Genomic DNA, 22,014 nt, shown 5'->3' with positions numbered 1-22,014 from the left:
GCTGCCCTGTATAGCTCGCAATGGAATTCTGGAGCTCTGCCATGTCGCGAAATCTGGGCAGCGGATACGAGGCGATCAAATCGCCTTGGACGGATTACGCGATCTACAGTCTACCCGATGCCTCCCGGGTCGAAGCCTGCGACCGTCAGCCGCTGATGGACGCCATGAATGGCATCATTGCCGTCAACTGGCAGGCCACCGAGCCGCACTGGACAACAACCTCCTCGCCCTTCGACAAGAAGTATAGCCTGATCCTTGTCTACGATCGGTCTGGCCTCGTTGCCTTCTCGGTCTACCGCATCCTGCAGATGTCGGCCGGACTTGGAATCTATCGCAGCGGCACGGAAGTGCTCCCGGCGCACCAGGGCCGCGGCTTCTACGGCTTCTTCACATCGGAAGTCCTGAAATGCTCCGGTGCCGCCGCGAGAGCCGAGGGCAACGTGCTCTACGGCTGGCGAACCCGCAACCCGATCGTCTGGGCAGCGAACGCTAAGATTTGCGAAAAAGTGACTCCATCCTTGCTCGACGATACGCAGGATCTCGCCCTGCAGGCGGCCTGTATCGAGATGTGCACCTCGCTCTATCCGGGCAAGCCGCTCGAACTGCCCGACATGATCATGCGTGGCGCTTACTGCCACATTAAGCACCATCGGCAGGCCTATCATGGCACCGCGTCGCTGGTCGATGCCGCGATGTCGCGGAAGATTCCGAATTCTGCGGATGCCCTTTTCTCGGTGGGTTACGCGAGGGTGTGATGTCGATGCTCGGACAACAAGCTGTTTATGCCCCGACGTCGCGCTTCACCGATCGCGCCTATCTCGCGTGGACGGCGGTGGCCATCGCCTACGCCATCGCCTTCCTGCAGCGCGTATCGCCGCAGTCGGTCAGCCTCAATTTCATGCACGACTTCAACACCGACGCGGCCGGCGTTGCGATGCTCGCCTCGAGCTACTTCTGGGGCTACACCTTGATGCAAATTCCGGCAGGCCTTCTGGTCGACCGTTACGGCGTCAAGCGCGTCGTTCTCGTCAGCATGATCGCCTCCTCGCTCGGCAGCGCCGCGTTCGCGTTGGCACCGAACCTGCTCGACGTTTTTGTTGCACGCCTGATCGTCGCCTGCGGCGATGCGCTGGTCTTCACCGCACTCCTGAAGCTCGTGGCACAGAGCTTCGCGGATGAGCGGTTCGGCATGATGTCGGGCATCTCGCAGGTCTCGGGCTATGTCGGTGGCGTCATCGCGACCACGCCGCTTGCAGCCGCGGTCTCAGGCTTTGGCTGGCGGGCCTGCTTCCTGTTCATCGCCTGCATTGGCCTCGCCAACCTCGCTTTCGCCAAGCTCGCGCTCAAGCCCGATCCGGCCTCGCACAGCAACAAGACGCTGAAGGGCGTGGTGCTCGCCGCGCGGCAATCGCTGGCCCATGTCGCGAACTGGGGTTGCGCAATGACGTTTGCGTCGCACTTCGCGGTAGTGACCACACTGTCGGGCGTCTGGGGCATTCCGATGGTCGCGCACTTCTTCCATATCTCCCCGACAGCGGCCGGCACGCCCCTGCTCGCCTTCATGATCGGCAATGCGCTTGGCTCGATCTTCCTGGGTCACGCTGCCGATCGCGCCGCGGCGGCGCTTGACCGCGCGCTGATCGGCATTTGCGTGCTGCGCATGCTGCTGATCGCGATGTTGCTGCCGCCGATCGCCCAGACATTTGGTCTCGCCTACGTCACCGTCGCGTTCACTGCCTTGGGGCTCGTCGCCGGCGGCACCGTTCCGCTGGTGCTGAAATGCGTCAAGAAGCTCTACACCGCCGATCTGATCGGTGTGGGCGCATCCGTGAACACCACGGCCGCCGGAATTTTCGCCGGCATCTCGCAGCCCATCATCGGCTTCGCGATGCTCGCCGCCAGCAACGCCTCGGGGACCGACGCCGTACACAACACGGCCGCGATCGGCGACGGCGGCTACAGCGCCTTGATTGTCATTCTGCTTCTCATGTCGCTGCCCGGCATTGCCGGGCCGCTGTTGATGAGAAGCAAGTTGATAGCTCGTTAGTGTCGTTATGAGTGTAGGGGGTGTTATGGAGCGCTTGTTCTTGAGAAGAGGCGAAGTCGCGTCAAACTTTCCGGTCAGCAGCTGGCAGAGCGTGATGTTCTCCGAGTTTGAAGCGCAGATGAGCAGCGAGGCAAGGCCGTTCCCTTGCGTGTTCGGCGTGACCGGACATCGCCAGGACCAGCTCCGCTACCTTTTCCTCGATCCGTATGATGTGGCAGTGCTGGGCGAGCAACTCGGGCAATATGTCTCGCAGGCGCGCTCGTTCGGTCCCAACACCTCATTGATCGTATTCACGCGGCCGCGCCCGGTACAGACGCTCGATGCCTATTATCGCAAGATGTGGCTGACGCTCGATCAGCTCGCGCGGCTGGACAAGAACCCGTGGCCATCAGAGATTCCGGAACAGATCGACCACCCGATGTGGGAGTTCTCGTTTGCGGGCGAGCCGATCTTTGTGGTCTGCACGACGCCCGCGCATGTGATGCGGCAGAGCCGCCGGTCCAGCGCCTTCATGCTCACGTTCCAGCCGCGCTGGGTGTTCGAGAAGATCCTCGGGACGGAGAAGGCTGCGAACGCCGCATTCGCGGAGGTGCGCAAGCGCCTGATCCCGTACGACAGCGCGAGCCCCTCCCCGCTTCTTGGCCGCTACGGCGCAACCGACGGCCGCGAGTACCTGCAGTACTTCCTGCACGACGACAACAATGCGAGCTCGGGCTGCCCCTTCGCCAAGCTCGCGCAGAACAAGGCGCAACCGATCGCGAACAAGGAGCAGGCAGCATGACCCAGATCATCGCAGGCACGAAGACTGAATTTGCCATCGACACGGAGATCCTGGACCTGCTCCCGGCCCAGGGCTCGGTCGAACTGCAGCATGATGCGGCCGGCAAGGTGCATCAGTTTCATACCCATCCGGTCGACGAGATCCTGATGATCATCAGCGGCCGGCTGAACTTCATCTGGGATGGCGGCGAGCGGGTGGTCGGCGCCGGCGATACCATCCTGCTGCCGGCCGGCACCCGGCATCAATCCGAAGCGCTCGAGGGCGGCGCAATCTACGTGATCGCGACGCAAACACCCGCCAAGCCGATGAACAACTGACGCACAGGAAGGATTTGCGAGCACCTCAGGACAGTGAGGGATCGCGCGGCGGCTCAACCGCCAAACGTTCGACCAGTTCGATGACCTCGGAACGCTGGTCGGGCGCAAGTCGAAGGAAAGCCTTCAACAGTCGCAGGCTTTCCAGTGTTTCGCTCGATGGAGCTCCGAGCTTCTTCTGCAGCTCTGCAACGTATGTGGGATTTTTCATCTCGCACCTTAAGTGAGGATTACGAATGGCATACCCAGGTAAGCGTGAAGGCTTGGCCCAGAAGGTCGACACCGCAGCACAAGAGGCCGAACGCCTCGGCCTCACCACGGCAACCCTCATCCTCCGGATGGCACGCCTCGAGATTGATCGGGCGGAACCCGAGGAAGTTGAAAGTATGCCAAGGAACAACTTGCGCAGCAAGCCGAACTGAGTTCCCGAAACGGACCAGATCCCGGGCCGCTGGCGACGCGCCGGGGCCTGCGACGCCTGAAAGATATCTCGCCAGGCGAGAGGCTTTCCTCTCGCCTGCCGTCAGGTTGGTTTGCGAATAGTTGATCTTTTGTGCAGGCCGAGCACGCCGGAGCGTTTTCGAGCGAAGCGGATACCGGTTCGCGTCAAGGAAACGCGTCTAAACTAGAAGCCAGAGCCCCGTTCCGATTCCATCGGAACGGAAGGCTCTAGCCGGTGTTGCCTGCCTTGCCGAACGCGCCGGCCTCGGCCAGCGCGGCGATGCGCCGGTCGTCGTAGCCGAGCGTCTTGCTCAACACGTCCTTGGTATGCTGACCGAGCAGCGGAGCCGCAACAGGATCAACGCTCGGCGTCAGGCTCATATTGACCGGCGACTCGATGTTCGGCACCGAGCCGGCGGTTGGATGCACAATCCTGCTCAGGCGATGCCGGTCGCGCACCTCGGGCGCGTTGAACCCCTCCTCGACCGTCCGCAGATAGCCTACCGGAATGTTGGCCTTCTTCATCTTCGCCATCCAGTTCTCGAGCGTGTCGCCCGCAAATACGCTGGCAATGATCGCGCGCAGCTTCTCCTTGTTGGCGGTACGCGCCTTGCGGTGAGCAAACTCGGGATCGGTGACGAGATCCGGACGTTCCAGCACGTCGGTGACGAGCCGGCGATACAGCCGGTCATTGGCGCAGGCCATGTAGAGCGGACCGTCGGACGCCCGATAGACGCCGACGGTCGGCGAACCGTTCGGAGAGTTGCCGAAACGGCCGGGATTGTTGCCATTGATGAGATAGGCCATGCCGTAGAAGCCGGTCATTGACACCGCGGTGTCGATCAATGCGACCTCGACCTGCTGACCGCGACCGAGCCGATCGCGCGCAATCAGCGCCAGCAGAATAGCGTTGCAGGCCGACATGCCCGTTGCCATATCGACGATCGGCGGCCCGGTGCGCACCGGCTCGCCATCCGGAAAGCCGTTGAGCGACATGAAGCCGCTTTCTGCCTGCGTGATCGGGTCGAAGCCCGGGCGTAGCGCGAAATCGCCTTTGCGGCCGTAGGCGGAGATCGAGCAATAAATCAGCCGCGGGTTGGTCGGCGCCACCGACGCATAATCGAGACCGAATTTCTTCATCACGCCGCCGGAGAAATTCTCCACCACGACGTCGGCCTTGGCAATCAACGCGCGCGCGACCTCGAGCGCCGCCGGATTGTTGAAATCGAGCGCAATGCCACGCTTGTTGCGGTTGAGACTCAGATACGCCGCGCTCTCCCCGCCGATTTCGGCGTGCTCATAGGCGCGCGTGTCATCGCCGCCGTCCGGATTCTCGATCTTGATGACTTCGGCCCCGAAGTCGGCCAGCGTTTGCGTGCAGGCCGGGCCGGCCACGACGCGGGTGAAGTCGACGACCAGCAGGCCGTCGAGCGCCGTCGGAACTCCCTCCCCGCGCGGCGCGCGCCCCGGCAATTCTGGTCTGGTCATGATCTGACGCTTCCTCTGTTATTTTGTCAGGCGAAATACGACGGTCCCTGCCAAGACCGGCACTGCTCGCCTTTTAGCGGAAGCTCGTCAGCAAAACCAAACCCGGATTTTGCAGGGCGGGACCTTCGTCCGACATGGCTGTCAATGGCCAATGACGACCCGGCGGCCGCCGACATTGTCGGACGCCTCGCATACGAAGCAAGCCTGCCGGATACCGAACTGTGGGGCGCGGAGCCCATACGCAGGCGGGTGGCGGCACGCCGCCGCCACCCGCTTTCGTGATGGGGACCCTTCGAGCTATTCGGCGATCATTTCGCCGGAGCCGCCGAACTCAGCCGGAAAATCCTTCAACTTCGGCAGGCCATCGCGTATCTGCAGCACTGCCTCGGAATAGTTGACGTGAACGCCTGGGCTGAATTTCAGCGTCGGGATCGTTGCGGTGAACACGTCGACGAGCCCGAGCGTCGGGTGGTTGGTCATCAGGTGACCGCCGCACTTCGTGCAATATTTGCGCTGGCTCATCGCGGTCTTCTCGAATGTCGCGATGTGGTCGGCGCCCTTGGTGACCTCGACCGCCTCGGGCTTCCAGAGGCTGAACGCATTCACCGGACCACCGGACCAGGAACGGCATGAACGGCAGTGGCAATAGCCCATTGCCTCAGGCTCTCCGCTGACCTTGAGTTCGACGGCGCCACAAAAGCAGTTTCCAGTGTGATTCATCGGTCGTTTCTCCCTTGGGTTATTTTGATTGGGCTCCGCGTCGGCATCGATCCACGTTGCTCGTGGTGTTCGTGATGCAGAGAAGATGTAGACAGGTGCGTAGCCGCGGCGAACTCCCTTGCGTGGACGTACCAGACCCTTCCTTGCGCGAGAGGCCTCGAATGCAGGCAGGTCGTCGACGCGACGGAAGTTACATGAGAGTCCGCGCCGCTGTCGACCATCTTCACAGCCTTGGCCGGGCCCAAGCCCGACCGCACACAAGGAGGGAGTTCAGTGTGAGGCAAGGCACAGTCATATCGTGAGCGTGCCGGATTCCTGCGCGGCAAACCGGCACGGCAGCAATCACGTCAGATCAGCGCGGACGGTCCTTCACCGGAACCCTGCTTGCCGTCGCAAGCCCGTACATCAGCGCCAGCCGATCCAGGCATTCCTTGAAACGCCGCGCAAAATAGTCCTGCCAGCGCTGCGTACACAGCCCGCGCCGCTGTCCAACCTGCTCCATGGTCATGCCGAGGATCAGGACATCGTGCACCAGCGCCGAACCGTCGGCGCCGAGCTCATGCTCGGCGCGATTCAGGCGCAGCGTCGCCTCGCGCTGCCCCTCGGTGATCGGCTCTCGTCGCAGGCCGCCATCGACGAATTCGCGTGTCGTATCCACCGCGCGCGGCCCGCGCTCGGCCTTTTCCCAGTCGTTTTGGAACGCCCGGCCACTCCGATATTGCGTATCGTCGATCTGGCGGTGCGCGTGCAACCGGCCGAGCGGATCGTTGCGGATCGAGCGAAAGGCAACGATCTTCTCGCCCAGGTCGAGCGCAAGGGGATCGTCGACCTCGACGGTCGCCACCTCGGCATTAAAGGGCAGATCCTGGGCACGTCGATCGTGCGCTCCGGCGGGATCGTACGGCTTCCGGCGCTTGGCTCGCGGCATTGGTAACCTCCAAAATGTCTGATGATGGGCACGCGGAGGCTTCCGCGCGATCGCAGTTGCGGACCGATGTCCGTCGGTCAGGTGATGAATTGCCTCAACCGGCCCCGATGGCTTGAAGCCAGGCGCCGCTCAATACCGGCCTCGCCGTGGCCTCAGGATCGCGACTCAGGTGAAAATGCGGGGTGCAGTAGCTCGAGCCCGACCGGCACGGATGACCGCAGAAGGTCATCGTCTCGCCGTCGCTATCTCCGCCATAGGGATAGCGACAGTCTCCGGGCTTGAGGTCGAGCAGCGAAAGGTGCCGCGGCACGACCGCCGCGCAACGAAGCTGCGGCATCTCCACAGTTTCAGTGAAGATCTTTGGCCCGCGAAGCAGATCCGGCGTCCGTTCAGTGTGCCCTTCACGCAGCCGCCCGATCCTTGGGAGCTCCGGCAAGGACGGTTTGGGCGGATCGAGGTGCCCCGGCAGGGACGGCTCGAGCCTTTCGAGGCCCGCCAACCCCATGCGCTGCGCTCGGCTGAGCGCCGCGTTGCGCGTATAGGCCGTATTGAAGGTAGCGTTGATCGTGTCAGCGATTTCCGAATAGGACAAGCCGCGGGCGCGGAGATCCTGCAGGGCTGCCGAATGCTCCGGCAGCCAGTTCATCATTTCCATTCCAAATTCCCGTTTCTGTCATTCCGCCGGCGCCTCGCACACCTTCCGATATTCCGAAGAAAAAAGTCAAGCTTGTTTCTGATAATCGTAACGGATATAGTGTCTCCGGGTTTGGGAAAGGATGAAACATGCTGGACGCGGCGCTGATCGAACGAGCACTGGAAAAGACTGGGAAGAGCAAAGGCGGGCTTGCCCGCGCGATGGGGGTTCGGGCCGGCGCGGTCTCCGAAATCCTGTCGGGAATAAGGTTGATCAAGGCATCCGAGATCGCCCCGATCATGGAGTATTTGGAGTTGAATTCGGTGCCGATCGTGGGCCGGGTCGGCGCCGGCGCCTCGATCCAGCCGGAACTGGAGCAGGTCCCGCCGGAGGGTCTCGGCGAAATCGAGCTTCCGTTCCCGATGACGGAGGAGACCGTCGCTTTCGAGGTCTCGGGTGATTCGATGCTGCCGAAATACGAGAACGGCGACGTCATCGTGGTGTATCGCGAGCAGCGCTATCCGCTGTCGAGCTTCTACGGAGAGGAAGCTGCGGTCCGGCTGAAGAGCGGCGAGCGGTATCTGAAGACGATCGAACGCGGCAGTTCGTCCGGCACCGTCAACCTCAAGAGCTTTAATGCCAAGCCGATCAACGGCGTAAAGCTCGAATGGATCGGCGAAATCTGCGTCACCCTGCCCCGCGGCCAGATCGAAAGGCTGCGCGGCAAGTCGGCGGCGAAGGGTCGCAAATCTGCCCGGACTCAGGGCGGGCGATCGTCCGAGAAGTAACCGCGCTGCTTCAGGGACCGGCCGGACCGATTCGGACGCCTGCGGGCCGAATCGGTCCGGCCGTGCTTGCGTGAATTTCGGTTTTCAACAATTCACCTTGACACGCTTCCGATTATCGGAAATAATGCTCGGTGACAGTCAGAACATCGAACGATCAGGCAATGCAGTATTTCGTCGTGATGATCGACTATGGCCGCCGTGGCCGCGAGGCGATCGTCGATCCCGAAATGACACGACGCGACGTCGTCTCACGAATCGCCTCGGGAGAATATGCGAACATCAGCTTCATTCACGAGATTGCCGAGCGTTCGGTCGAGGATGTCACGGACGACCTCCTGGCCGAGGCCGCCTTGCCGGAACTCCCCGTGACCGGCGCGAACGTGCAAGCCAATATGCTGGATCATGCCCGCGACCTGCGCAAACACGAGCCGGTCTGACACCGCTCACGAGTTGATTGCGAAAACGTGATCTTTCTTGAGCCGGCCACTTGGCCGGAACCCGAAACAGACTAGATAGGGTTCACGCAAAGTCTATTCGGGCCAGGCGCGGGTTCCCTCTAGACTAGCGATTCGTTTCTCGGGCCGGCAAATTTCAGCTTCAGATGACTTCGACAACAAACGCCGAGATCGCGAAAGCCGATGGCGATCTCAGGATCGCGCTGCTGCTTGGCATCGCAAACTGGTTTCTGTTTCTGGACCATATTCCGCACAACGTCGTCGGCGCGCTGACCATGCGCAACTTCGGCTTCAGCGGCGCAACCGACCTTTTTGTATTCGTGGGCGGCTACGCCGTGACGCTCATCTACGCCAGGATGACGCTGGAACGCGGATTCCTGGTGGCCGCAACCCGCATCTTCAAGCGTGTATGGCAGCTCTATGCCGCCTATATCGTTCTGTTCGTGATCTATGTCGAGTTGATCAGCTATGTGGCCACCCGGACCGCGGCGCCCGAGATCATCAGCGAGTTCAACATCACCGGCTTCATCGATCACCCGATCCGGACGTTGATCTACGGCCTGTTCCTGCAAGCCAAGCCGCTCAATCTCGACGTGCTGCAACTCACCATTGCCTTGATGGCGTTCCAGCCCATCATCGTGTTCGGGCTGTTGTACGTGCCGAACGCGACGGTCGTCGCATCCGTGACCCTCTATGCGGCCGGCCGGCTGCTCGACTGGAACCTGTCGTCATATCCGTATGGAGACTGGTACCTCAATCCGTTCTGCTGGCAATTGCTGTTCGTGATGGGCGGCTGGCTCGCGCTGATCGGCGCGCGATATGCGCCCGCGATCCGCGCGATGCAGGCGGCTCCCGCGCTGCGCGCCATGGCGTTGCTGTATCTGCTGTTCGCCCTGACAATTGTCTCGATCAGCGATATCCCGGCACTCGCGCAAATGATGCCGAGTGGGCTGAGCGATGTGCTGCTGCCAAACGACCGGGAGGAGATCGCGCCTCATCGCATCCTGCACTTCCTGGTCCTGACATTCCTGTTCAGCTGGCTGGTGCCGCGCGATTGGGAATACCTGCGATCTCCCGCCTTGCAGCCGATCATCAAGTGCGGCGAGGAATGGCTGGCCGTGTTCTGTGCAGGCGTCTTCCTCTCATTCGCTGCGCATCTGATCTTGATTACGGGCCCATACTCACTGGCAAGGCAGGTCGCGGTCAGCATCGCCGGTATCGCGGCGATGACGGCCGTCGCCTACTACGTCTCGTGGTCGAAGCAGCAGGACGGCAAGTCGGCCGTCGCTCATTCCTGATTCCTGCGGTTTAGTCGATCGCCAGCGACCGCCGCAGCCGCGCCTCGCTATCGCGCAACATCGCGGTATCGAGCCCGCCTCCCCGACTATTTCCTGCGCGACGCCAGGATCTTCTCCGCGGCGCGCAGATGCGGCTTATCCAGCATCTTGCCGTCCATCTTGGCGACCCCCGATGGATTATTGGCGAACGCGGCGATCACCCGCTCCGACCATGCGATTTCCTCATCCGTCGGCATGAAGGCCGCATTGACGACGTCGACGTGCTTGGGGTGGATCACGGCCTTGGCGAGGAAGCCATCCTGGCGCGCGGCGACCGCCTCGGCCTTCAAAGCATCGAGATCGTTGATGTCGGTCGCGATGGTATCAATCGCGACGACGCCGGCGGCGGCCGCGCCGATCAGGCAGAGATCGCGCGCCAGGATGAAGGGCGAGTGATAGCGGCCATCGCTGCGATTGCGCGTTGCCCCGAGCGAGGCCGCGAGATCCTCCGCGCCCCACATCATGCCCCACAGCCGCGGGCTCATGTTCTCGAAATCGAGGATTTTCAGCACCGCCCGCGCCGTCTCGGTCGCGACCGTCACGATCCGGGTGGTGCCCTGCGCGATATCAGAGGCGGCCTCGAATGCGTCGAGATAGAGCGCGAGCCGGTTGACGTCGGCGGCACCGGCGCATTTCGGCAGCACGATTCCATCGGGTTTGCCGGGCATCACGGCGGCGAGATCGCCGAGCGTCAGATCGGTGTCGAGCGCGTTGACGCGGATATAAAGCTTCTGCTCCGGATTGCGCGCATCGAGCATCTGGCGCGTGATGCCCCGCGCAACCACCTTCTGGTCCGGCGCGATGGAATCTTCGAGGTCGAGGATCAGCGCATCGGCTGCGGTCTTCTTCGCGCTTTCATACTTCCGGGTGCTGTCGCCGGGAACGAACAGGAACGATCGCATCGCTTACGCCTTCGGCTTGCAGTGCATCAGGCCAGTGCGGCGGCAGCTCGCCACCACCTCGCCGTGCTGGTTGGTCATGGTGTGCTCGAACTCGACGATGCCCTGGGTCGGCCGCGACTTGCTGGCGCGCTTGCCGATGATCCTGGTGTGCGCCTTCAGCGTGTCGCCATGGAACACCGGCTTCGGGAACTTGACGTCGGTCATCCCGAGATTGCCGACGGTGGTTCCCAACGTCGTGTCGTACACGCTCATGCCGATCATGATGCCGAGTGTATAGAGGCTGTTGAACAGTCGCTGGCCGAACTCGGTCTTCTCGGAGAAATGCGCGTCGATATGCAACGGCTGCGGGTTCATGGTCAGGAGGCTGAACATGGTGTTGTCCATCTCGGTCACGGTCCGGCTGAACTCGTGGTGGAATTCCTGCCCGACCTCGAACTCCTCGAAATACAATCCAGCCATTTACCGTCCCTTGTAGTTGGGCGCCCGCTTTTCGACGAACGCATTCAGCCCTTCCTGGCAATCTTCCGTCGATGCGACCACAACAAAGCTTTCCGCCGTGTTTTCCACCGAGCGGCGGAAATCGGCATCGACCGCGCGCATGAAGGCGTCGCGGCCGATCTTCATCACGATCGGCGATTTCGCCGCGAGCTTGCGTGCGATCTCGCGGGCCCGCGCGAGCGCGGTGCCCTTCGGCACCACCTCGCTGAGCAGCCCCATGCGAAAGGCGGTCGCGGCATCGAAGGGCTCGCCAAGGAACAGCGGGCCGAATGCCTGGTGCTTTCCGACCAGCCGCGGCAACTGCACGAAATGGATCGCCGGGATCAGGCCGACATCGATCTCGGGATAGCCGAAGGTCGAGCCGTCGCCCGCGACAATCATGTCGCAGGAGATCGCGATCGTCATGCCGCCGGCGCGCACCGCGCCATCGATCGCCGCAATGGTCGGCTTGCCCATGCGATACTGCGTATCGTTCAACGCAAAGTATAGCCGCTCGAGGAATGTCTTGGTCTCGATCGCGGGCTTGCCCCTGACGATGTCGAGATCGAGGCCGGCGCAAAACACCTTATGGGCGCTGCTGATGACGACGGCGCGCACTGCGTCGTCATCGCGCGCTTTCGCCAGCGCCGCCAGCAGCGCATCGATCAGGGGAATGCTGAGTGCGTTGACCGGCGCGCGATCCAGCACGATCTCCGCAATCTGGTCGGTGACCGAGTAACGAACGAGGTCGGTGCTGATGATGTGTTGCCTCCCGTTAGCTCTTGGCCTGCCGCACGGCGCCCGACAGCAGCAGGGCGTCGATCTCAGCGGAACCGAAGCCGGCCTCCGTCAGCACGGCGCGGCTATCCTGCCCGACGTCAGGCGCGGGGCAAAGGTGATCCTCGGACAGGCCCGCGATCCCCGGCGTGCGTGGCGTGTAGACCGCGCCGACGCCGGGTGTGTCCTGGCGCACCGACGCCCTGGTCGCCTCGACATGGACGTTGCGCAGCCATTCGCCGGGATTGAGGATCCGCTCGGCGATGATATCGGCCGCATGCAGCCGCGTCAGCCAGGCATCCGTCGCCTGGGTCAGGAACACCTCGCGCAATTGCGGGATCAGCGCGTCGGCCGCGTCGGCGCGGCGGGCGAAGTCGGCAAAACGCGGATCGCCGGCGAGGTCCTCACGGCCGATCGCACCGCACAGCCGCTTGTATTGCGGCTCGTTCACCAGGGTGACCATCATCCAGCCGTCCTGGGTCTGGTAGGTGCCGGCCGGAACGTTCAGCGCGCGCGGCGCGCCGCCCTCGAGGATGAACTCCGCCACCTTGTGGCCGAGCAGCGCCGACGTCGACTGGCAGAGATTGACGTCGATCCAGCGGCCAGTGCCGACGGTGGCACGCGCGAACAGCGTCGTGGCGATGGCCTGGAACGCATAGACGCCGGTGACGACGTCGGAGATCGTGGTGCCGACCCGATGCGGCACGCCATCGGCGCCGACATTGACCGAGACCAGCCCCGAGAACGCCTGCGCCACCGAATCCGAGCCGGGCCGCTTGGCGTACGGGCCGCTCTGCCCGAAGCCGCTGACCGACAGGTAGACCAGGCCGGGATTGTCGCGCGACAGGCCTTGATAGCCGAGCCCGAGCCGCTCGGCGACACCCGGGCGAAATCCTTCGATGAGGACGTCGGCCTCGCGCGCCAGAAGCTGCGCGATCGCGATCCCGTCCTTGTGCTTCATGTCGAGGCACAGGCTGCGCTTGCCGCGGTTGTAGACCGCCGACAGCGTGGTGTGATTGCCGTAGGTCGTGCCGAGATAGCGCGACCAGTCGCCCTCCGGCGGCTCGACCTTGATGACGTCGGCGCCGTAGACCCCAAGCAGCATCGCGCAATAGGGCGAGGCAATCCCTTGCCCGAAATCGAGTACCTTCAGCCCACGATACGGCGCTTCATGCGTCGGCGTCAGCTTGCCCGCCATTTGTCCTCCCATCGCCGTCGAAGAGCCCTGTCCTTTGGGCATGATCCCCGCGCACACGCTACGCGCTTGTCGCGAGGGAAAACCGCTGCGCGCTTTTCCCGGATCATGCCCTACAGCGCCAGATAGCGCTGCCGGATGTTCTCGTTGGCCTTCAGCTCTTCGATCGAGGATGTGTAGACGATCTGTCCCTTGTCGATAACCGTCGCGTGGCTCGCAAGGCCAAGGCAAAAATGCATGTTCTGCTCGGCGATCAATACTGTGGCACCGGTGCCGCGGAGCTGCCGCAGCAGTTCGCCAATGCGCTGCACGATGATCGGAGCCAGCCCCTCGCTCGGCTCATCCAGCAGCAGCAGCACCGGATTGCCCATCAGTGTGCGGGCGATCGCCAGCATCTGCTGCTCACCGCCGGACAGCCTTCCGGCGATCCGGTGCCGCAGCGGCTCGAGCAGCGGGAACACGTCATAAACGCGGCGGATCGACCACTCGTCCTCGCCATCCGGCCCCTTCTTCTGGCCGATGACGAGATTGTCCTCCACCGTATGCTCGGGAAAGATCTGGCGGTCTTCCGGCACGAAGCCGAGCCCGGCCCGCGCGATGTGATGCGGCCGCATTCCCGAGACCACCTGGCCGCGCAGGGTCACCCTGCCGCGGTGCGCCGGCGCCAGTCCCATGATGGCCTTCATCGTGGTCGACTTGCCGGCGCCGTTGCGGCCGAGCAGCGCCATGGTCTCGCCCTGCCGCACCGACAGGCCGACACCGAACAGGATCTGGCTGGTGCCATAATAGACGTCGAGGTCCTCGACCTGCACCACCGGCTGCGCGCTCATGCCACCGCTCCCGCGTGGTCGTCGCTGCCGAGATAGGCCTCGATCACGGCATCGTTCCTGCGGATCGCGTCCGGCGTCCCGGTCGCCAGGATCCGGCCGTAGCACAGCACGACGATTTGGGGCGCAATCTTGAACACGATGTCCATGTCGTGCTCGATGAACACGACGGTGATCTTCTGCTTCTCCCAGAGCTCGCGCACCTTGTCGATCATGCGCCAGCGCTCCTCGGTACCCATGCCCGCGGTCGGCTCGTCGAGCAGCAGCACCTTGGGCTCGAGCACCAGCGCGAGCGCGATATCGAGCAGCTTCTGGTCACCGTGCGACAGCGTTGCGGCGGTCCGGTTGCGCTTGCCGGCGAGGCCGAGCAGCTCCATCGCATGCTCGGCGCGGTCGCGCGTCTCGGCCAGCGGAAACCGGCGATGCATCACGCCGGCGCGGCGCTGATCGGCGCAGACGGCAGCGAGCATCGTCTCCTCCACCGTCAGCGACGGGAAGATGCTCGCGACCTGGAAGGCGCGGCCGATGCCATGTCGCACGATCTCCGGCGGGGCCTTGCCCGCCATGTCGACGCCGTTGAGCAAGATTTGCCCGGCATCAGGTTGCAGCGCGCCCGTGATCAGGTTGAAGAATGTGCTCTTGCCGGCGCCGTTGGGACCGATCACGGCGGTGAGCGAACCGTCGGCGAAGTCGAGCGAGACGTTGTCGGTCGCCTTGACGCCGCCAAAGGATTTCGAGAGTCCGCGAATCTCCAGCATGGCTAGCCACTCGCCTCCCGTAGACCGCCATACGTGCTCCACGACGTGCCGGCAAGCCAGCCGCAATCGACCGGCACGTTGGCGCCGGTCATCGCCGAGGCCGCGTCGGAGGCCAGGAATGCGACGACGCGACCGATCTCCGAGGGGTCGACGAGGCGGCGAAGTGCTGCATTGGCAGCCAGCGCCGAGACATCCCGCTCTCGGCGATCGATGGCATTCTTCAAAGCCGGCGTCAGCGTATAACCGGGCGACACGGCATTGACGCGGATGCCGGAGGGCCCCCATTCGGCCGCGAGGCATTCGGTGATAGCGATCACCGCCGCCTTGGCGGGCGCATAGGCATGCAGCGGCATCGAGCGCATGCCGGCAATCGAGGCGATGTTGACGATGCTGCCGCGCTTGCGCGTGATCATCTGCCGCGCAAAGGCAATGCAGGCGACATAGGTGCCGCGCTGGTCGACACGCACGACGTCGTCCCAGGAGGTCATCGGCAGCTCGTGCGGCCGGACCGGCACCTGGATGATGCCGGCGCTGTTGACCAGCACCGCGACCGGGCCGCAGTCGCGCTCGATCGCGGCCGCACAGGCCTCGACGCTGCGCTCGTCCGCCACGTCGGCCGCAAACGCCTTGCCACCAACTTCAGCCGCAACCGTCCGCGCCTTGGCGAGGTCGCGGTCCAGAACGGCGACGAGATCGCCGGCCGCCGCGAGTTCACGCACGCACGCCGCGCCGATGCCGCTGGCGCCGCCGGTTACGACGCTGATCCGCGTCTGTGCACTCATGGCGCGCGCTCCCCGGCCTCTCCGCGACGCTGCGCGAACCATTCGACGACAAAGTCCATCAGGCCCTTTCGCAGGCCGATGGCAAAGAACAGGATCACGATGCCGAGCACGATGCCGTGATACTCGGTCAGGCGGGTAACGGTATCGTTGAGGATCAGCAGCAGCACCGTGCCGACCATCGGTCCGAGGAACGTTGTCACGCCGCCGAGCATGTTGATGAAGATGCCCTCGCCCGAGATCGTCCAATACGCGAACTCGGGATAGGCGCCGGAGACGAACAGCGCCATGATGATGCCGCCGGTCGACGCGAACAGCGCAGCGAGCACGAAGATCGTCAGCTTGGCGCGCCAGACATCGATGCCGATGAAGCTCGCCCGCGTGGCGTTGTCGCGGATCATGCGCAGCGTGTAGCCGAACGGCGATTGCGCGATCTGGCGCATGAGCAGCAGGCCGATCACCAGCAGGGCGCAGCTCGTGATGTAGAGATGCAGATGATTCGACAGATCGATGCCGAGAAACGGCGGCCTCGGGATCCCGCCGCGCAGGCCCTGGTCGCCGCCGGTCAGCGACTGCCACGACAGGATGGTCGAGTGAATCAGCATCTGGAATGCCAGCGTGACGAAGGCGAAATAAATCTCCTTCAGCCGCACGCAGATCGCACCGATGACGACGGCGACGACCAGGGTCATCGCCAGCGTGGCGACGAACGCCACCGGGATCGGCACGCCGGTCTTCTGCATCATCAGCCCGAAACCATAGGCGCCGAGGCCGAAGAACATGCCGTGGCCGAACGAGATCAAACCGGTATAGCCGACCAGAAGGTTGAGCGACGTCGCGAACAATCCGTAGGCTGCGCAGCGGATCACGAAGTCGAGCAGCTGCTTGCTGCCGAAGATGAACGGCAGCAGCACGAGCAGGACAAAGGCCACGAGCGCGATCAGCACATCGCGGTACCGCTGCGGCCTGGCGTCGATCCGGGTAACATCGAGGGGCTGCGTGCCCTGCCCGGCCTGCAATTCGGTCATGCGACCTCCTTGCCGAACAGCCCGGTCGGGCGCGAGACCAGCACAATCACCATAAACAGATACATCAGCCCCTCGGTGAACAGCGGGAAGCCGAGCGATCCGAAGGAGCGGATCAGGCCGATCAAAAGCGCGCCGATCAACGCGCCGAGGATCGAGCCCATGCCGCCGATCACGGTCACGATGAAGGACTCGATCAGTACCGAGAAGCCCATGCCCGGCGTCAGCGAGCGCACTGGCGCGGCAAGCGCTCCCGCCAATCCCGCCAGCATGCCGCCGAGCGCGAATACGCCGCCATAGATCAGCCCGGTATTGATACCGAGCGCCGAAACCATTCCGGGATTATGCGCAGCCGCACGGATTACCTTGCCGATCCTGGAGCGCGCCAGCCCCAGGCCAAGAACAACCGCCGTGGCGAGCGCCACCCCGATCAAGAGCAGATAGTATGGCGGCACCACGCCGCCGGCGATGAACAGCGGCGGCACCTGGAATGCAGCCGGCATGCCCATCGACTTGAACTCAGGCCCCCAGATCATGCGGACGACATCGTCGAAGATCAGCACGAAGGCGTAGCACACCAGGAGCTGCATCAAGACGTCGCGGCCGTAGACCCGGCTCATGAACACGCGCTCGAAGATCAGGCCGAGGATCGCGGTGCCGGCGGCGCCGCCCAGCATCGCCAGCGCGAAGCTGCCGGTGAGCTGATAGGCCGTCATCGCGAAATAGGCGCCGAACATATAGAAGGCGCCGTGGCTGAAATTGACCACCTTGAGCACGCCGAAGATCAGCGTCAGCCCAACGGCGACAAGGAACAGCAGCATGCCGATGATCAGGCCGCTGGTGGTTTGCGTCACCAGGCAGGCAGGGCTGGCGAGGCAACTGGCGAGCGCGTCGAGGTCCACGGAAAATCATCCATCACGGCGGGCCGCAACGTCGGCGCGCGACAAACATCAGATGCGAGGCGGAGGCAGCAGATTGCCGCCTCCGCCGCACATGCGGATCAGGTGTAGCCCTTGCTCTTCTTCCACTCGGCTTCGAGCTCGAAGATGGTCTTCCAGTCTCCGGCCTTCACATCGGGCACGTAGGGCTCTTGCGGGATCGTGGTGCCCCAGCCGATGGCGTAACCGACCAGCGTGTGGTCGTCGGCGCGCATAGTGACGGTACCGTCAGCGCCGAACGGGCACTTGATGGTGAGGCCGGCGAGAGCCTCCGCGACCTTCTTGCCGTCGGTCGAGTTCGCCTTCTTGACGGCTTCGTTGAGGAACATGACCGCCGTGGCGTTCTGCCACGACCAGTTGGTCGGATACTCGTTGTACTTGGCCTTGTAGGCATCGCCCCAGGCGGCATTTTCGGGCGTCGGCGGGAATGTCTTGATGTAGCGGTCGCCGGAGTGGATGCCCTTGGGCAGGTTCTTCACCACCGTGAGCGCGGTGTAGTCGGCCATGTTGACCGCGAACACCTCCATCTGGGTGAACATCGCGTAGATGTTGGCCTGGTCGATGTAGGAGGTGAGATCGCCGCCCCACAGGCACGAATAAAGCGCCTGCGGCTTGGCCTGCAGGATCTTCGTCACCACCTCGGTGTAGTCGGGCTGGAACAGCTTTGGCCAGGACTCGCTGATGATCTCGACGTCGGGCGCGAACTTCTTCAGGTACAGCACGAACTCGCCGGTGGTGTCGCGGCCATAGGCGTAGTCGGGCGAACACGTCGCCCATTTCTTCAGGCCCTTGGCCTTGGCGATCCCTGCCGCGTAGCTGGCGCCGACGATCGAGTCGTGAATGCCTTGCCGCACGCAACGGAAGGCGTTCGGGATGTGCTGCTTGGGATCGGCGGTCAGCGATGACGCTTCCGAGCAGGTGTGGATGCAGAGCACGCCGAGATCGCGCGCCACTTCGTGAACCGCGAACGATCCCGAGGACGCTTCGCCGTCGAGCAGCATCTCGCAGCCGTCGGTGTTGACGAGCTCGCGCGCGACACGCGCCGCTTCCTGCGGCTGTCCCTTGGAGTCGCGGATGACCATCTCGATCTGCCGCCCGGCAAGGCCGCCGGCGGCATTGACCTTCTCGACCTCCAGCAGCACTGCGTTGCGCGAGGACGTTCCGAGCTGCGCGACGCGGCCCGACAGAATGGTCGGCATGCCGATCTTGATCGTCTTGGCCTGTGCGCGCGCCACCCACGGCGCGGCAAAGCTCACCGCACCGGCGCCCATCAGCGCAAGCGTCGAGCGCCGGGTGATGCCCGGTTTCCGGGTCCTCTTCATCATTCCCCTCCCTGTCGGGTTCGCGTTCCCAAAATCCCTGCCGGAGATCGTTTCGTCTCCATGGCCACGATGTTTTCAGAGCAAGGGGGGTGACGTCAAGCCAAAGATGAATTACGACTCATAATTCATCTAGGGAGAAAACGGCGCCGGAATCGGCCCCGCCAGCGGCAAATGATCAACCTTTCCAGCTTCATCGCATTTCATGCCAGGCGGACGCCGGACCGCTGTGCGCTGAAATATCGCGGCGAGGACGTCTCCTACGCCGACTTTGATCTGCGGATCCGGCAGGTCGGCGGCTGGCTCGCGGGGCGCGGGATCGCGCCCGGCGACGTCGTCGCCGTGCTGATGAAGAACAGCACGGCCTTTCTCGAGCTGGTGTTCGCGACGAGCCATATCGGCGCGGTGTTCCTGCCGATCAACTATCGGCTGTCGGCCGATGAGGTCGGCTACATCGTCGGCAATTCGGGCGCGCGCCTCTTGGTCGCCGACGAGGAGTTTGCCGCGATCGTAATCGGCGGCGCGCCGGTCGTGCTGCTCGATGAGGTCGCGCAGTCCAGCATCACCAACCTTGCGCCCGACATCGCGCCGGCGCCGATCCACGTGCGCCGGCCGCGCGACCTGATGCGGCTGATGTACACCTCGGGCACGACGGATCGTCCCAAGGGGGTGATGCTCAGTTACGAAAACATCTACTGGAAATCCGCCGACCAGACCTTGGTGCTCGGGCTCAACGCCGACACGCGGCTGCTCGTCGTCGGTCCGCTCTATCACGTCGGCGCGCTCGACCTGCCCGGCATCGCGGTGCTCTGGCATGGCGGCATGCTGTGCATTCACCGCACCTTCGAGCCTGAACCCGCACTCGCCGCGATCGAGCGCGAGAAGTTGAACGCGGCGTGGTTCGCGCCGGTCATGACCACGGCCCTCCTCACTCATCCGAACCGCGAGCGCTACGACGTCTCCAGCCTGCAATGGGCGATCGGCGGCGGCGAGAAGACACCGGAAGTCCGCATCCGCGCCTTCTCTGACTATTTCAAGAACGCGCGCTACATCGATGCCTACGGCCTCACCGAAAGCTGCGGCGGCGATACCTTCATGGACGCGGGCCGCGAGATCGAAAAGATCGGCTCGACCGGCCGCGCCATCGCCCATGTCGAGATCGAGATCCGCGACGATGCCGGCAAGCGCCTGCCGGCCGGCCAGAACGGCGAGATCTGCCTGCGCGGCCCGAAGGTCACGCAGGGCTACTGGAAGGATCCCGAGAAGACCGCATCCGCGTTCTTCGGCGACTGGTTCCGTACCGGCGATGTCGGCTATCTCGACGACGACGGCTTCCTGTATCTGACCGATCGCAAGAAGGACATGATCATCTCCGGCGGCGAGAACATCGCCTCCTCCGAGGTCGAGCGCGTCATCTACGAAATGCCTGAAGTGCGCGAGGTCGCGGTGATCGGCCTGCCGGACCCGCGCTGGGGCGAGAAGCCGGTCGCGATCGTGGTGCTGGCCGACGACGCCAAGCTCGACCTGCCCAGTCTCACCGACCACTGCCGGACACGGCTCGCCGGCTTCAAGGTGCCGCGGCAGCTCGTCATCCGCGACAGCCTGCCGCGCAATCCATCCGGCAAGGTGCTCAAACGCGTGCTCCGCGCCGAACTCGAGGCCACCGCATGACCCAAGCGACATCCGCCAAAGTGACAAAGCTCAACCGGGTCGAGCGCAACGCCTGGACCAAGCAGAATATCTTCGACGCCGCGACCAAGGTCGTCGGCAAATACGGCTATGCCGAAGCCTCGGTCGCGCGCATCACGGAAGCTGCCGGCGTCGCGCAGGGCACCTTCTACAATCATTTCGAGAACCGCCAGGAGCTGCTCGACCAGCTGCTGCCGAAGATCGGCCTCGACATGGTCCGCTTCATCCATGCGCGCACCGGCACCGCGAGCGAGGCCCGGCAGGAGGTCGAGCGCTTCAGCGCCTTCTTCGATTTCATCCGCGAGGTGCCGGAGTTCCTCCGTATCCTCAACGAGGCCGAATTCTTCGCGCCGATCGGCTACCAGAAGCATTTCGACAACATCTCGAGCGCCTATGTGCGGATCCTGCAACGCGCGCGGGCTGCCGGTGCGACCAACGCGTTCAGCGACGAGGAATTCGAGGCCATCGTCCAGGTGCTGATGGGCGCGCGCGGTTATCTCAGCCGCCGCTATTCCTATTCCGAGCGGGGCGTCACCGCGGTGCCCGACTATGTGATCACCGCCTATCAAAAGCTGGTCACCCGCGGCTTGTTCACCACCAGCGACAAGGGAAGAAAATCATGAGCGCTGAGGGCACCATCCTCGTCACCGGCGGCAGCCGCGGCATTGGCGCGGCGACCGCGACACTGCTCGCCGATCAGGGGCATCGCGTCGTCATCGTCGACATCGCGCCCGAGCCGCTGGTTGGAACAGCCGCCGTCCTGTGGCCGGCGCCGTTCGACGTCGCGAGCGAGAGCGCCGTTGTCGCAGGCATTGCCGATATCGAGACCGCGCATGGTCCGATCACCGGCCTCGTCAACGCCGCCGGCGTCTTCGGCAAGATGCACACGATCGAACGGGTGCGGATGGAGCAATGGGATCGCGAGGTCAATATCGACCTGCGCGGCACCTTCCTGGTCGCGCGCAGCGTCGGCATCGCCATGGCGAAGCGTCGGCACGGCGCGATCGTCAACGTCGCCTCGGTGGCCGGCATGACGTCGGGCCCGATCCACGCCTATACCGCGGCGAAAGCCGGCGTCATCCAGACCACGCAGACGCTCGCCGCCGAATGGGGACGTTCCGGCGTCCGCGTCAACGCGGTGTCGCCCGGCTTCACCCGCACGGCAGCGCTCGAGGCCGGCATCGCATCGGGCGCCCTCAACAAGGATCTGCTGGCGCGGCCGACCGCGCTGAACCGGCTGGTCGAGCCGATCGAAGTGGCGCAGGCGATCGCATGGCTGCTCTCGCCGCAGAGCAGCGGCGTCACCGGCATCAATCTCCCGGTCGATGCCGGCTACATCGCAGGCACCACCTGGGCCGCCTATGGCGGCCTGCCGGAAGCCCCACGCAGCTGAGG

The 22,014-nt window shown here is 63.8% G+C and carries 26 protein-coding genes; 11 read left to right on the top strand and 15 right to left on the bottom strand.

The genetic code is table 11. The features are described from left to right. Window positions 1–20 precede the first annotated feature (20 nt). The 4 genes from QA635_RS14960 (at window position 21) to QA635_RS14945 (ending at window position 3,145) form a co-directional block, all read left to right on the top strand. Window positions 21–755, top strand: a complete 735-nt coding sequence (locus QA635_RS14960; RefSeq protein ID WP_283069962.1) for a hypothetical protein — start codon at window positions 21–23, stop codon at window positions 753–755. Next, window positions 755–2,047 (top strand): MFS transporter, encoded by a 1,293-nt coding sequence (locus QA635_RS14955; RefSeq protein WP_283069961.1) that lies wholly within the window; start codon window positions 755–757, stop codon window positions 2,045–2,047. Before QA635_RS14960 ends, QA635_RS14955 begins: the two co-directional genes overlap by 1 nt. Window positions 2,048–2,141: 94 nt before the next feature. After that, window positions 2,142–2,828: a YqcI/YcgG family protein gene (locus tag QA635_RS14950; RefSeq protein WP_245288834.1), complete on the top strand. Its 687-nt coding sequence runs from the start codon at window positions 2,142–2,144 to the stop codon at window positions 2,826–2,828. After that, on the top strand, window positions 2,825–3,145 hold the full coding sequence (locus QA635_RS14945) for a cupin domain-containing protein (protein ID WP_075968246.1): 321 nt from the start codon (window positions 2,825–2,827) through the stop codon (window positions 3,143–3,145). The genes QA635_RS14950 and QA635_RS14945 overlap by 4 nt, the downstream gene beginning before the upstream one ends. Before the next feature lie 25 nt (window positions 3,146–3,170). Here QA635_RS14945 and QA635_RS14940 read toward each other — a convergent pair whose 3' ends face one another. After that, window positions 3,171–3,353 (bottom strand): hypothetical protein, encoded by a 183-nt coding sequence (locus tag QA635_RS14940; protein WP_016847357.1) that lies wholly within the window; start codon window positions 3,351–3,353, stop codon window positions 3,171–3,173. A 52-nt stretch (window positions 3,354–3,405) separates the two neighbouring features. Between QA635_RS14940 and QA635_RS14935 the strand changes: the two genes are divergently transcribed. After that, window positions 3,406–3,564 (top strand): hypothetical protein, encoded by a 159-nt coding sequence (locus QA635_RS14935; protein WP_225645895.1) that lies wholly within the window; start codon window positions 3,406–3,408, stop codon window positions 3,562–3,564. A gap of 247 nt (window positions 3,565–3,811) precedes the next feature. On the opposite strand, the gene QA635_RS14930 is transcribed toward QA635_RS14935, so the two are convergent. The 4 genes from QA635_RS14930 to QA635_RS14915 form a co-directional block, all read right to left on the bottom strand. Next, on the bottom strand, window positions 3,812–5,074 hold the full coding sequence (locus tag QA635_RS14930) for a CaiB/BaiF CoA transferase family protein (protein ID WP_283071652.1): 1,263 nt from the start codon (window positions 5,072–5,074) through the stop codon (window positions 3,812–3,814). 294 nt (window positions 5,075–5,368) lie between these two features. After that, window positions 5,369–5,791, bottom strand: coding sequence for a GFA family protein (locus tag QA635_RS14925; protein ID WP_026193083.1), 423 nt, complete (start codon window positions 5,789–5,791; stop codon window positions 5,369–5,371). 352 nt (window positions 5,792–6,143) lie between these two features. After that, window positions 6,144–6,719: a DUF6456 domain-containing protein gene (locus tag QA635_RS14920; RefSeq protein ID WP_283069959.1), complete on the bottom strand. Its 576-nt coding sequence runs from the start codon at window positions 6,717–6,719 to the stop codon at window positions 6,144–6,146. Between the two features lie 94 nt (window positions 6,720–6,813). Then, the gene (locus QA635_RS14915; protein ID WP_283069957.1) at window positions 6,814–7,374 is read right to left on the bottom strand and encodes a GcrA family cell cycle regulator; all 561 of its coding nucleotides are present in this window, start codon (window positions 7,372–7,374) and stop codon (window positions 6,814–6,816) included. A 128-nt stretch (window positions 7,375–7,502) separates the two neighbouring features. Here QA635_RS14915 and QA635_RS14910 point away from each other — a divergent pair, with 128 nt between their 5' ends. From QA635_RS14910 to QA635_RS14900, 3 genes are all read left to right on the top strand, one after another. Beyond that, a complete protein-coding gene (locus tag QA635_RS14910) occupies window positions 7,503–8,141 on the top strand; it encodes a LexA family transcriptional regulator (protein WP_016847350.1) in 639 nt (212 codons plus the stop codon). A 161-nt stretch (window positions 8,142–8,302) separates the two neighbouring features. After that, window positions 8,303–8,578, top strand: coding sequence for a hypothetical protein (locus QA635_RS14905; protein ID WP_283069955.1), 276 nt, complete (start codon window positions 8,303–8,305; stop codon window positions 8,576–8,578). A gap of 164 nt (window positions 8,579–8,742) precedes the next feature. Beyond that, window positions 8,743–9,894, top strand: a complete 1,152-nt coding sequence (locus QA635_RS14900; RefSeq protein WP_283069954.1) for an OpgC domain-containing protein — start codon at window positions 8,743–8,745, stop codon at window positions 9,892–9,894. Window positions 9,895–9,980: 86 nt separating this feature from the next. On the opposite strand, the gene QA635_RS14895 is transcribed toward QA635_RS14900, so the two are convergent. From QA635_RS14895 to QA635_RS14850, 10 genes are all read right to left on the bottom strand, one after another. Continuing rightward, a complete protein-coding gene (locus QA635_RS14895) occupies window positions 9,981–10,835 on the bottom strand; it encodes an HpcH/HpaI aldolase/citrate lyase family protein (protein WP_050383900.1) in 855 nt (284 codons plus the stop codon). Window positions 10,836–10,838: 3 nt separating this feature from the next. After that, window positions 10,839–11,294, bottom strand: a complete 456-nt coding sequence (locus QA635_RS14890; RefSeq protein ID WP_283069953.1) for a MaoC family dehydratase — start codon at window positions 11,292–11,294, stop codon at window positions 10,839–10,841. Next, window positions 11,295–12,020, bottom strand: coding sequence for an enoyl-CoA hydratase/isomerase family protein (locus tag QA635_RS14885; RefSeq protein ID WP_283069951.1), 726 nt, complete (start codon window positions 12,018–12,020; stop codon window positions 11,295–11,297). A gap of 67 nt (window positions 12,021–12,087) precedes the next feature. After that, on the bottom strand, window positions 12,088–13,287 hold the full coding sequence (locus QA635_RS14880) for a CaiB/BaiF CoA transferase family protein (protein ID WP_283069949.1): 1,200 nt from the start codon (window positions 13,285–13,287) through the stop codon (window positions 12,088–12,090). Between the two features lie 110 nt (window positions 13,288–13,397). Continuing rightward, complete coding sequence (locus QA635_RS14875) at window positions 13,398–14,114, bottom strand: ABC transporter ATP-binding protein (RefSeq protein ID WP_283069948.1); 717 nt, start codon at window positions 14,112–14,114, stop codon at window positions 13,398–13,400. Then, window positions 14,111–14,869, bottom strand: a complete 759-nt coding sequence (locus QA635_RS14870) for an ABC transporter ATP-binding protein (protein ID WP_075968244.1) — start codon at window positions 14,867–14,869, stop codon at window positions 14,111–14,113. Before QA635_RS14870 ends, QA635_RS14875 begins: the two co-directional genes overlap by 4 nt. A gap of 2 nt (window positions 14,870–14,871) precedes the next feature. Then, window positions 14,872–15,651 carry an SDR family NAD(P)-dependent oxidoreductase gene (locus QA635_RS14865; protein ID WP_283069946.1) on the bottom strand — a complete coding sequence of 260 codons (780 nt, stop codon included), beginning with the start codon at window positions 15,649–15,651 and terminating at the stop codon, window positions 14,872–14,874. Next, a complete protein-coding gene (locus QA635_RS14860; protein ID WP_283069942.1) occupies window positions 15,648–16,676 on the bottom strand; it encodes a branched-chain amino acid ABC transporter permease in 1,029 nt (342 codons plus the stop codon). Before QA635_RS14860 ends, QA635_RS14865 begins: the two co-directional genes overlap by 4 nt. After that, on the bottom strand, window positions 16,673–17,575 hold the full coding sequence (locus QA635_RS14855; protein ID WP_283069941.1) for a branched-chain amino acid ABC transporter permease: 903 nt from the start codon (window positions 17,573–17,575) through the stop codon (window positions 16,673–16,675). The genes QA635_RS14860 and QA635_RS14855 overlap by 4 nt, the downstream gene beginning before the upstream one ends. 98 nt (window positions 17,576–17,673) lie before the next feature. Beyond that, window positions 17,674–18,933, bottom strand: coding sequence for an ABC transporter substrate-binding protein (locus tag QA635_RS14850; protein ID WP_341850438.1), 1,260 nt, complete (start codon window positions 18,931–18,933; stop codon window positions 17,674–17,676). 171 nt (window positions 18,934–19,104) lie between these two features. Here QA635_RS14850 and QA635_RS14845 point away from each other — a divergent pair, with 171 nt between their 5' ends. Genes QA635_RS14845 through QA635_RS14835 form a run of 3 tightly spaced genes read left to right on the top strand, consistent with a single transcriptional unit; the run spans window position 19,105 to window position 22,012 of the window. Next, the gene (locus QA635_RS14845; protein WP_283069938.1) at window positions 19,105–20,601 is read left to right on the top strand and encodes an AMP-binding protein; all 1,497 of its coding nucleotides are present in this window, start codon (window positions 19,105–19,107) and stop codon (window positions 20,599–20,601) included. After that, complete coding sequence (locus tag QA635_RS14840) at window positions 20,598–21,242, top strand: TetR/AcrR family transcriptional regulator (protein WP_283069935.1); 645 nt, start codon at window positions 20,598–20,600, stop codon at window positions 21,240–21,242. The genes QA635_RS14845 and QA635_RS14840 overlap by 4 nt, the downstream gene beginning before the upstream one ends. Further along, a complete protein-coding gene (locus QA635_RS14835) occupies window positions 21,239–22,012 on the top strand; it encodes an SDR family NAD(P)-dependent oxidoreductase (RefSeq protein ID WP_283069933.1) in 774 nt (257 codons plus the stop codon). Before QA635_RS14840 ends, QA635_RS14835 begins: the two co-directional genes overlap by 4 nt. Window positions 22,013–22,014: the final 2 nt, after the last annotated feature.

It is taken from the genome of Bradyrhizobium brasilense (assembly GCF_029714345.1).
Lineage (GTDB): Bacteria > Pseudomonadota > Alphaproteobacteria > Rhizobiales > Xanthobacteraceae > Bradyrhizobium > Bradyrhizobium australafricanum.
This window is presented reverse-complemented; position numbering and strand designations above follow the sequence as displayed.